Source organism: Calothrix sp. FACHB-168 (assembly GCF_963889195.1).
GTDB classification, from domain to species: domain Bacteria; phylum Cyanobacteriota; class Cyanobacteriia; order Cyanobacteriales; family Nostocaceae; genus Aulosira; species Aulosira anomala_A.
Genome location: NZ_CAWPNJ010000054.1, coordinates 44116 through 56113, shown reverse-complemented (window position 1 = coordinate 56113; position 11998 = coordinate 44116). Strand labels below are relative to the sequence as shown.

The following is an 11998-nucleotide window of genomic DNA, read 5'->3' as shown; positions in this document are numbered from 1 at the left end:
ACCACAATCTACTTAATTCGTTGATTTTTCCATTTTTGGGTGTAAAGCTTGTCACTCAGTTATCCTGAGTTACTTTGTCATGTGTTTAGTCTAAACTCCAGACCCTAACCCACCCCAATTTTTACACTTTTATAGTATATATGTACCATTATTTCTACTATCTAGAACAACTAAAAAACCCCTGAAAGTCTTTGCTCTCAAGGGTTTTACCTAGTAAGCGGGCGGCGGGAATCGAACCCGCATTAATAGCTTGGAAGGCTATAGTTTTACCACTAAACTACGCCCGCAGATTTATAACTTTATAATAATAGCACAGCGATCGCGATAATTCAAGTACTCAATCTCAGCTATCGGCGTTCTATTCGCAACCGCACAAATCGATTGGTGAATTCTGGCGGAGTTTTGCCGTCAGGATAATAGGCTGGCTGAAATTTCTCCCCTTGAAAAACATCATTAGCATATTGCTCATAATCACTTCTTTGTGCTTTGGGGATTGCTGGGTCTATTACCTTAGCTTCGATAAACTTACCAGTGTTATCAATGATTAATGATACTAAAAACTCGACTACAGGCAAATCCAAGTTGCTGTTGATATAAATTGATTCAACCTTTTTTTCGTTCGTCCCAATATGTTCAGCTAGTTTCAAATCCTCTGGTATGGGCGATCGCGATCGCATTCCTCTCTGTTCTGCTTCACTCAAAGGAACCCAACGCGCAAACAACCCTCCACTAGAATGAGGTGTAGGTGGAGGTGGTAGCTTTTCTTGACCTCCTTGTGGACTTTGTGAGGCTAATTCTTGTTGACGTTGCTGTTCAGCTAATTCTCTTTGGCGTTGCTGTTCGGCTAGTTCACGCTGTTTTTGTGCAGCTAATTCTTGTTGGCGCTGTTGTGCAGCTAATTCGCGCTGTTTTTGTGCGGCTAATTCTTGTTGGCGCTGTTGTGCAGCTAATTCGCGCTGTTTTTGTGCGGCTAATTCCTGTTGGCGCTGTTGTGCAGCTAATTCGCGCTGTTTTTGTGCAGCTAATTCTTGCTGGCGCTGTTGTGCGGCTAATTCGCGCTGTTTTTGTGCGGCTAATTCTTGTTGGCGTTGCTGTGCGATCGCTACAGCATTTTTCTCTTCAGTATTATTAGCGGTGGGTGTTGTTGTAACTGGTAATTTTTGCTTGCTAGATAAAGGCTTTGATGGTACTGATTTTGGTGGAGAGGTAGCAGGTTGTACTTTTACTCTTGGTTTAATTGTTGATTTCGGTTGCGGCGCAATTTCGACAATTTCAATCGGAATCGCGGCTTGACTTTGCTGTCGCCGCAATAAACTTGATTGATAAGAGAGAATCAACCAGAACGCTATTAAGTGCAGGCTCAATGAACCTATGACTACAGCCACCCACAAACCAGGTGGGTCTGTATGTCGTCTCCAGTCCTTTGCTAGAGTTGAAGTTTGATCTGCAACCGATGGTGTCATATTAAATTTCAAACTGGATCTGATTGGGCGCTATTATCCTTTACCAGAGTAACGCTTCCAAATCCAGTTTAATTTTAGCGATTAGCCATAACATCCGCCGAGACAGAGAAGGTAAGAACTGTTTCATCTACTCCTTTAAGTTCTAAGGGACTGACTTTGGTAATTTCTTCATCCTGTAAATAATCGGCTACAGCCGCAGAAACTAAGATTGTACCCGGAATAGCCGCAGCTTGTAACCGCGCTGCAATATTGACACTCGGCCCAATAGCAGTGTAATCAGCACGTTCAGCACTCCCAAACATACCTACCACGGCTGTACCTTGGTGGATACCACAACGGAATTTGACACCAGAATGTCCATTAGACTCAAAGATACCGCGATCGCGCCAGCGTTGATTCAACTGATCTAAAGAACGATGCATTGCTCTAGCTGTATTAATTGCACGGCGCACCTGCTCGTTGGGTGTTAATTCTTCTGGCGCTCCGTATAATGCCAAGATAGCATCTCCCATAAATTTATCTACAGTGCCACCATTATCAAACACAGCCTTGGTCATACCTTCTAAATACTCATTGAGCAACTCGGCTACTCTGCGAGATCTCAGAGTATTTGCTAATTGAGTAAAACCAACTATGTCACTAAACAAAACTGTGATTAAGCGTGGTTCTGGTCGCAAATCTAAAGTTAAATCTCCGGTTGCTGCTTTTTTCACCAATACAGGCGGTAAAAAGCGTTTTAATACAGATTCTGTGAGATAAGTATTTAACTCCAACACCCGACGTTCATTTTCCTTTAAAGCCAAGAGATTCCTAACTTCTGCTAGTAATTCCCTGTCATTAAATGGTTTAGCTAAATAAGCATCTGCACCATGTTCTGTACTTTCAATCCGGGTTTCTTCATCAACTTTAGCCGTCAGCAAAATGATTGGCGTTCCTTTGAGTTTATCTTCCTGACGAATCATCCGAATCATTTCTAATCCGGTCACCAAAGGCATCATTAAATCAGTGATAATCAAACTTGGTAACACTTTTTGCGCTATCTGTAATCCTTCTGCACCGTTACGCGCTGTATGGACTTGATAGCCATTGTTGCGAATAATCTCAGATACGTAGGTGCGCAAGTCTGGGTTATCATCTACTACCAGAATCGTATGTGCAGATTTAGGATGATGACCATTATTACCATTATTATTTACTGATGCTTCCTGAGTATCAGCACTGGGTAATGGTTCTAGTAGTAAATTGTCGATATTGTCTCCAATTGGCTCTACTAGTTCTAAATCAGCCAATTCTACGCTGGCGCGACTGGTATTGACTTCACAAGGTGTATCCTGCACTTGGTCTACTGGTAAGTGAATGCTACCAACCAACAACCGCAGTGTAAAAGTTGTACCTTCACCGTAAACTGATTCTACAGTGACTTTACCGCCGTGCAGTTCTACTAATTCCTTGACTAAAGCCAAACCCAAACCACTACCTTCATAAGAGCGATTTTCCGAACCTTCAGCTTGGCGGAATCGCTCAAACAGATAGGGAATTTGCTCTTTAACAATACCTATTCCCGTGTCTTGTACCTGTAAAATGCAACTATTACCTTGAGATATTAGCCTAACGCCGATTGTCCCTCCTTCGGGAGTAAACTTCATCGCATTTGACAGCAGGTTATAAACAACCTTGTCAAATTTTTCCATGTCTAAATAAACTTCAGGACATTTATCTAAATCAGTAATGAGATGCAGTCCTTTTTTCTCACAGTAGGGGCGAAAAGATTCAACAATTTGACTGACAAATTCGTCTAAATCGTAGGGACGGAAACTAGGCTGCATTCTTCCCGCATCTAGGCGTTGTAGATCTAGTAATTGATTTACTAATCTGAGCAATCGCCGGGAGTTACGCAAAGCGATCGCACTTTGCGCGTAAGATAACCCATCACCATTACTAACTGCTGATTCTAAAGGCCCTTGAATTAAGGTAATTGGTGTCCGAAACTCGTGAGATATATTTTGGAAAAATTCGGTTTTTTGTTTATCTAATTGCAACAAGCGTTCGGCTTGGTCACGGGTTTTTTGATATAAACGTGATTGTTGTACAGCGATCGCTGCTTGTGCAGCTACAGCCTTAGCCAGTTCAATCTCCGAAGCCAACCATCGGCGCGATTTGTTACCTTCTCTGAGGGTAATACTACCGATACATTTACCATCAGCCAATAATGGCACAACCATGAGCGATCGCGCCGGCTTTTTCAAAGGTAAATCAAATCCTCTAATTTCTACAGGGCAATTGCTCATATCAGCAATTACCACAGGTTCTTGTGTGCGCAAAATTTCTTGCAGAATCGGATTTTCCTTAATTGGCGTTTGGGAATTAGGTAATTCTTCCCCTACATAGTGATGGTTTTTACTTAATATTTGCTCCTGGGCAGACTTAATGCTACTGTCTAAATCTTGAGAACTGTCATACAATCCCACACATTGAACAAATTCATCTTCCTCAGTCCACAACGATAAAACACAGCCATTCACCTGTAAGGCTTGTCCTAGTTGTTCGGTAATCGCAGCAAAGATATCTTGCGGATCGAGGCTAGAGCGAATCGCCGTAGTAACTGTATTAATTAGTGCTTCTCGTTTAGCTAAAGCACGTACTTGCTCGTAAGTATAAGCTTGAGATAAAGCTAGCGCCGCCTGATCTGCTACCATCAACACCAACTGTACTTCCTCTTCCTTCCAAATTCGGGATTCGGAGCATTGGTGTAATGCCAATACTGCCATTAGTTCTTGTTGGCAAATCAACGGCACAATCAAACTAGAGTCAATTTTCGCCGCCGTAAAAGCCGCTCTACGTTGTTCTAGTTCAGCGCGATCGCCTTGGATGCGTTCATCATCAGCTACTTGATGAATTACTTGGACTTCGCGAGTTTCCCAGACAGTCTCAGCTAATAAAGATGGCGACAGCAAAGCATCACCAGATAAAGCAGAAGAATTATCTGCTTCCTGCTTTACTTGTGCAGAAGCAGTTTTCTGATAAATAAATCCTTCATCTACCAATTGTCCATCTTGAAAGGGACGCAACAAACATACATCCACTTCCAACATATGACCTACTGTATCGACAATCGCTTGCAAAATTTGCCGATAGTCTAAAGCACTACGAATTGTATTCGTAACAGTATTTAGTAGTGATTCCTGACGCAGTGTACGTGTGAGTTCGCGGGTACGCGCTTTGAGGACATTATGAGTGTCCAAAGCTTGGCGGACTACAGCTTTGAGTTCTTCTGCTTCCCAGGGTTTAGTAACATATTTGAAGACCTTACCAGCGTTGATGGCTTCCACTAAGTCTTCGACATCGGTGTAGCCCGTTAAAATAATCCGGATAATATCTGGATATTGAGTCGCTGTCAGGCTCAAAAATTCTGTACCGCTCATGATTGGCATTCGCTGATCGGAGATGATCACAGAGACCTCTCCCTCTTGTGCCAGCAGATCCAATGCGGCCGGGCCAGAAGTTGCCCTTAGCACCTTGTAATCGCGATAAAAGGTGCGGTAAAGCAAGTCAAGGTTGTCGGGTTCATCATCAACAACCAATATTTTCGGCTTACTGTTTGCTTGTTGGGATTTCATGCACCGCTTTCCTGCTGCAACGGCAGTTGGATAAAGAATAATCTGATCAGACAGGGATGTTTCTGAGTCAGGTAAGAGCAGAGCATTTTGACGAATAAGGCTGTATGGCTACTTGAGTGCTGAGTGTTAAAGCATTTACTCACAATAATTCGCCTCAATGACTGGTAATGATTGCCATTCACTCTGAAGCAAGGCAATTGCTTTGTGATTTAGTTTTAGTTTTACAGAGTCGATGCTTACCAAATCTTTCCTCACCTCCAGCGAGAAGCGTCAAAACACTATACACATACAGCACTCAAGGCTGGCTGAAAAATCCATCTGTAGCTGCATATTAAGTTTTCCCGTTACAGCAGTTGCACTAACACTTTTAGGTAAATTTTATTTATGATTCGCAGGGGAAAGTCAGCAATATTCTCAGAATCAGACAATGCTGATACTCTGATATTAATTTATACCTATATTTAGCATAATTCCTCAAGTTAGTCCCTGACGAGAAAATATCTCTGAAGAGTCAATAGTCAGTAGAGACGCGATTAATCGCGTCTGTACAATAGAGACGCGATCAATCGCGTCTGTACAATAGTCAACGCTATTTTCAAGCTAGTCCCTCATGCAATCAATCACACAACGAGGGCATGAAATTCTTTCTAGTCCCTAGGGACTGTTTTCAAACTCTAAATTAGACTTCAATGTAGGTTGGGTTGAGGAACGAAACCCAACATTTACGTCGCTTGGTTGAGTTGCTTTCACCTCAAGCAACCTACTTTTGTAGTTTGAAAACACGCCCTAGCCCCTAGCTACACTTACTGAAATTTCTGTATGATGGCGATCGCTGTAGTTGAAATATTCTATTTTGGTTAGGATACATTATATTGAGTAAGGAATATGTTCTCTAGTTGACCACTACAATTGATTAGTGGCGAGCTTACAGCAGAATTTGTCCTGTCTTGTGCATCAAAGCGATCGTTTGCTGAGAGTTTCCAGAAAGTTGTAAAGTATTTGAGGATATTTGAGAAAATTTCCCCTAAATGTAATTAATAGTAAACTAGCCTTGACATCCTGGTTTTTTAACACATACCGCCAAGAGCCAGTAATAATGCCTGCGGATCTGTCTGAGTGCCAATTTCAAATCCGTGCAGCGACACCTGCCGATTTATATGGAGTTGCCCAAATCATTACTGAAAGTTTCCACTCACAACAGGGTATCTGGGGATGGGCTTTTCCTTTACTACGTTTGGGTATTTATGAAGATTTGAAGCACCGCTTGGCATCACCTGCGCCCCATCATATTTGCCTAGTTGCTGCTGATACTACTAAAGATACAGTTAATAACCTGGTAGGAACTGTAGAATTAGGTGTACGGTTTAGTCATTCCTGGGCACATACTGGCAGAAGTTTTCCCTATCTGTCTAATTTAGCTGTTCGTCCACAATATCGTCGGCATGGCTTGGCATCAGGATTACTGAAAAATTGCGAAAAAGTTTCTCAAGAATGGGGATTCCAAGACTTATATTTACATGTTTTAGAAAATAATCATCAAGCAAGGCAACTGTATTGCAAGTTAGGGTACAGAGTTCATAAGGTAGAATCTAATTGGAATTTATTTTGGCCAAAATCTGTAAATCAGATTTTATTGCACAAACATCTGAGCAATGATGTTAGCGTTTGAGATTGATAATTAGGGGTTAGGGACTGTTTTCAAGCTCTAAATTAGACTTAATTGTAGTGGACTGACACAGCTAAAATGATGCATTAAGAAAACTGTTGTGGGATGGGCGTCTCGCCCGTCCTGGGCGGACAAGATGTCCACCCCACAAAAAAATTATATTGCAACATTTTAGGCGTGTCAGTCCAGTAGGTTGGGTTGAGGAACGAAACCCAACATTTAGGGAACTCCAAAAAATAAATTATTCCGTTAAACGTTGACAGTTGACAGTTCACTGTTGACGGTTAACAGTCAACCGTCAACAGTGAACAATAGCAATGGAATATTTTTTTACTTGGAAGTCCCTTACGTCACTTCGTTGGGTTGTGTACACTTTCTGCAACCCAGAGCGGCTTAAGGTAGGGTAGACGCAAAACAGAAGTCCAAAACTAATACTTTTGCCAGAAGTCTCATTGACAAATGCCTATCCTCCTTGTCTTCCTTGTCCTTTTTGTTCATCTATAGCTGTAGCCAGATAGATTAGGACATCCAGCTAAGATAAAACCCTGACCATAAAAGGCTTTTCAGTCTGTCAACTGTCAACAGTCAACTGTCAACAGCTATATCGAATAGGATTACTATAGATTTCATTTAGTTGAAACTAGGTTGGAAGCTGATAATTCTCAAGATTTTATCTGCAAATAAAGGTGTTTGCATTAACAATTAGAAACTCTATAATTAGAAATTTTATGATAAATCCTCGGTAATAAAGAGGTTATCAGTAAAATTTTAAAATAGAATTTCTTGATAGGTTCTATTAATTTACTAATAATTTTAAATTATCGTTATTCAAGTTATAGCCGTTAATTTGGGCAAATATCTACTAAAATAGGTAGAATAGACAACTAGCTAAGGTTGAAAATTTTAACTCTTCCTAACGGATAATTTCTTGACTATCTGTTATACTACATAATGGTTATATTAAGATAGATAAAGAATATAAACAGCAAGTTAATTTGACTAAAATATTATTTCCTCATCATAACTTTGTATTTAAGAGATTCATCTTTATAAAAACTTTAAAAAAAGTTCATTATAAACAGGAGACAAATCAAGTTAAATTTCATAGAATGTAATCACTCAATTGTTCAATCTGATTTATTTATTCATAATTTAGTCAAGGCTTCCTAATAATAAGAAAAATCAAAATTTCATTTGATTGAACAACAAGTTACGTTTTTTAGTGCATACTACTACTCAATTATTTGCCAATCTAAAAAAACATGGATAGCGAACAATGCCAACGCTATCAGATTCCTATGGTATCAACTTATTATCCTGAAACCACTTTCATTGACTATCTTGTCATGCCAGATGGAACTGAGCAATCGCAAGGCTCGGATATCCTCACACTACTGCATAGTGGAAAAGTGTTTATCGTCAATAGTCGCAAACGGAATGGTTTAATTCTTTTTAAACGCTATCACGCTGAGTTTGCTGGCCCTGGGGCTGCTGTTGGCGGAGAATATGATTGTGATTGCCAAGGGGTTTTAGCTATTGGTAATTTGTCTTTATTAACTCCCGAATCCTATGATGAGCGCCAGAAAGCTTATTTAATTAGGCGGCAATGGATTCGCTTAATTAAACAAATTACAGAAAATCCCGTACCTCATCAAAGAGTGCAAAAGATTCTCGATCAGTTTGAACAATACTTTCCTCTGGAAACTGTAGCTAGTTTACCAGATATTACTTTTGCTATGTTAGTAGGTGTGTTGCCACAAACGGTGAGTGTGGTACGCCGTTTGGGCGGTGGTATAGAAAGTAGATTAAATTACTAAGTAAGTTGATAATTAAAATGCAAGATTTGTCACAGCAGCCTGTATCCGATTGATGGTACGGGCGTTTTCATCTGGAGTACCGATTGTAATTCTTAATCCTTGGGGAAGTAAGCGAACAAGAGTACCAGATTGTCTCAACTTTTGATGAAGATTTTGTAAAGCTGTATCTTGAGCAATTTGCAGGTAGATAAAGTTAGCGGCGCTAGGTGTGATTTGGAAAGCTGGGTATTGTGACAACGCCTGGATTAATTTTTCGCGTTCAGTTAAGGTTTGAGAAATGGATGCGAGTAATATTTGGCGGTTTTGTAAAGCTACTAAGGCAGCAGCTATAGAGAAGCTAGGGAGATTATAGGGTAAACGGACTTTTTCTAAAATGGCGATCGCATCTGGATGAGCGACACAATAGCCGACACGCAAAGCTGCTAACCGAAAAGCTTTAGAAAATGTGCGTAATATAATCCAATTAGGACGCTGTAATAATTCTGCAACTAAGGTAGTTTGGCTAAATTCAAAGTAAGCTTCATCAATGACTACTAAAATTTCTGGACTCAAACTTCTTAACCAATCTAACTCTGCTGCTGTTAAACAATTGGCAGTGGGAGAATTAGGATGGACGACAAAAACTACACGAATGGCAGGGTTTTGGGTTTGAGCGATTGCAGATTTTGCGGCGGCTAAATCAATTTCAAAATTGGTTGCATTTCTGCCAACTTCTACTACAGAAATACCTAAGGTTTTTGCCAAAATACCATACATAGAAAAGGTGGGATTGGCAACTAAAATACTACCTTCTCCTTTTAAACAGGTAGCTATTAACAAAGAACGAATCAATTCATCCGAACCATTACCCACAGAAATATTCAAAGCAGTGACAGCAGATGAGGAAAGATTTGCTGACTCATTCACATAATCAGCGATCGCGGCTTTGAGTGTTTCATGTCCGCCATCGGGGTAACGATTTGTTTCAATTACTTGCTGATAAGTCCAAGCTAGTTTCTCTTTTAACTCTGGCGGTAAATCGTAAGGACTTTCATTAGTATCTAGCCGATCGAATTGTGTGGCGACTGCATCGGCTGTATCGCTGCTGGGGTGTGGTTTATAAGCTGTAAACTGAGCTAAATCTGACCGAATGAAGGGAAGCATAAGTTTAGTTTATGGGCATTGGGCATTGAGTAAGAGTCAAGAGTCAAAAGTCAATGGTCAATGGTCAATAGTTATTGCTGATGAGTAAAACAATTAACAACTGACAACTGACAACTGACAACTAACAACTGACAACTGACTAATTTTTCAAATTTTACAGCTTTCGGGTAATTGGCAAAAGCGGTGAATTGCTTGCCATATTTCTTCTGTGACATTTCCCAAACTGTGATCGCTGTGGAGTTCGATTAACTCTACCCAAGGACGCGATCGCGCATATTCACGACTAGCTGATATGGGAATGACTTCATCTTCGGTTCCATGCAAAATTAGGGTAGGAATTGGGCGTTTTAATCCATTTTCTTGGTATTGGGCGGCATCTATTAAAAAATCGTAGTGTAATGGCAGTTCTTGTCCTTCTCTATAGTGATACACCGGGAGATATTTCTCTTGTTGCCAACGCTGGATTTTTTCGTCTCCGAGTTTTGCTAACCAATGGGATAAAAACCCAAAGGCTGGTGCTAATAAGACTAAACGCTGTATTTGTAAGGATTTTTGCCCAATGTGGGCTGCGGTTAAACCGCCTAAACTGGAACCAATTAAGGTAATTGGCTGAGAATCAGGGGAAAATTCTGCCCAAATTTGATTTAGCTGACGAGTGATTGTGAGGTGAGAAAAATCACCAGCGTTGAGATCGGGAATTTTGATTGTAGTGTTAATTCTGGCAAAGCGATCGCGCATATCTCGTGCTTTGGCAGAATTTGGGCTAGAAGCAAAGCCGTGTAAGTAGATGTAATGCAAAATTTTGATTTTTGAGTATTTTATATACAGACGCGATCGCGTCTGTACAAAATTTACCGCATCGTGACAAATTCTTCGGCGGCTGAGGGATGGATACCCACAGTAGCATCAAAATCTTTTTTGGTTGCGCCCATTTTTACGGCGATGGCGATACCTTGAATAATTTCGGCGGCGCTATCTCCTACCATGTGTGCGCCCAGAACTTGGTCGGTGTTAGCATCGACTACTAACTTCATCATGGTTCTTTCTTGGGCACCAGTTAAACTGTAGTACATCGGCCGGAAGCGGGTACGGAAAATTTTCACACCTTCATCACCTAGCTTGGCTTTGGCTTCGGCTTCTGTTAAACCAACTGTAGCGGCTTCAGGATTAGCAAAGATGGCTGTGGCGACATTTTCATGGCTAAATTCGCGGCGATTATTGCCAAATTCGCTATCTGCAAAGGCGCGTCCTTCACCAATGGCGACTGGTGTTAAATTTAAGCGATCGGTGACATCACCCACAGCAAAAATATTGGGTTGATTAGTTTGACTGTATTCGTTAACTGCGATCGCTTGTGCGGTGCTGTATCCGGGGCCATCCATTTTACTGGTGACAACTTCTACCCCAGCCTTTTCTAAACCTAAGCCTTCTACATTGGGAATGCGACCGGTAGCAACGAGAAATACATCAGCAATTATTGGTTCTGTATTTTCGTCTGACAATGTTAACTTGATACCTTCCGGCACTTTTTCCACTGCGGTGACTACATTATTTTGGATGATGCGAATACCATGATTGACCATTCCCTCTTGAATTCCCGTGCGGATCTCTTCATCAAAACCTTTCAAAATTAGGTCTTTACGAATAATCTGCGTGACTTGGGAACCTAAACCGCGCATGATACAAGCAAATTCTGTACCAATATAACCAGCGCCAATAATGGCTATATGCTTTGGTTGTTCTTTGAGATGAAAGATTTCGTTAGAGGTAATAGCATATTCCATTCCTGGTAAATCTGGTTTAACAGGTCGCCCACCTACAGCAATTAAGATTTTATCGGCTGTAATTTTGCGATCGCCAACTTCTACAGTATGGGTATCTAATAAAGTAGCGCGATCGGGTATTAGGGTAACTCCGGCTTTTTCTAAAAAGCTGATGTGTAATTGGGATAGCCGCCGTACTTCCTGATCTATGGATGTAATGAAATGCTCCCAATTTAATTTTGTCTCACCGACTTGCCAACCATAACCAGCAGCATGATTAAACAGCGCCGGGAAATGAGAAGCGTACACCATGAGTTTTTTGGGAACGCAACCGCGAATTACACAAGTTCCGCCAACTAGATCGTTTTCTGCGATCGCCACTTTCGCCCCATAACTAGCAGCGCGCTTAGAAGCAGCTAAACCCCCTGAACCCGCACCAATAACAAACAAGTCGTAATCAAATGTCATAAATTTCTGTATCTCTTGGGCAACAATGAAGCTTCCAAAAACTTACACTAAGGATGTAATG

General features: G+C 41.0%; 7 protein-coding genes and 1 tRNA gene. 2 read left to right on the top strand and 6 right to left on the bottom strand.

The annotated features are described in order from the left end of the window. Positions 1-216 precede the first annotated feature (216 nt). The 3 genes from AACW45_RS29085 to AACW45_RS29075 form a co-directional block, all read right to left on the bottom strand. Positions 217-287: transfer RNA gene (locus tag AACW45_RS29085), tRNA-Gly, on the bottom strand. Between the two features lie 60 nt (positions 288-347). Then, positions 348-1463, bottom strand: a complete 1116-nt coding sequence (locus AACW45_RS29080; protein ID WP_190636416.1) for a hypothetical protein — start codon at positions 1461-1463, stop codon at positions 348-350. 74 nt (positions 1464-1537) lie between these two features. Next, positions 1538-5080 carry a response regulator gene (locus AACW45_RS29075; RefSeq protein WP_190636414.1) on the bottom strand — a complete coding sequence of 1181 codons (3543 nt, stop codon included), beginning with the start codon at positions 5078-5080 and terminating at the stop codon, positions 1538-1540. Positions 5081-6131: 1051 nt separating this feature from the next. On the opposite strand from AACW45_RS29075, the gene AACW45_RS29070 reads away from it, so the two are divergent. Both AACW45_RS29070 and AACW45_RS29065 read left to right on the top strand, forming a co-directional pair. Further along, positions 6132-6749, top strand: coding sequence for a GNAT family N-acetyltransferase (locus tag AACW45_RS29070; RefSeq protein WP_242045784.1), 618 nt, complete (start codon positions 6132-6134; stop codon positions 6747-6749). 1259 nt (positions 6750-8008) lie between these two features. Continuing rightward, positions 8009-8563 (top strand): hypothetical protein, encoded by a 555-nt coding sequence (locus tag AACW45_RS29065; RefSeq protein WP_190636410.1) that lies wholly within the window; start codon positions 8009-8011, stop codon positions 8561-8563. A 12-nt stretch (positions 8564-8575) separates the two neighbouring features. Here AACW45_RS29065 and AACW45_RS29060 read toward each other — a convergent pair whose 3' ends face one another. The 3 genes from AACW45_RS29060 to gor all read right to left on the bottom strand — a co-directional run bounded on the left by AACW45_RS29060 (position 8576) and on the right by gor (position 11937). Then, positions 8576-9706, bottom strand: coding sequence for a histidinol-phosphate transaminase (locus AACW45_RS29060; RefSeq protein ID WP_190636408.1), 1131 nt, complete (start codon positions 9704-9706; stop codon positions 8576-8578). Between the two features lie 147 nt (positions 9707-9853). Continuing rightward, the gene (locus AACW45_RS29055) at positions 9854-10507 is read right to left on the bottom strand and encodes a YqiA/YcfP family alpha/beta fold hydrolase (protein ID WP_190636426.1); all 654 of its coding nucleotides are present in this window, start codon (positions 10505-10507) and stop codon (positions 9854-9856) included. 50 nt (positions 10508-10557) lie between these two features. Further along, positions 10558-11937 carry a glutathione-disulfide reductase gene (gor, locus tag AACW45_RS29050; RefSeq protein WP_190636406.1) on the bottom strand — a complete coding sequence of 460 codons (1380 nt, stop codon included), beginning with the start codon at positions 11935-11937 and terminating at the stop codon, positions 10558-10560. Positions 11938-11998 lie beyond the last annotated feature (61 nt).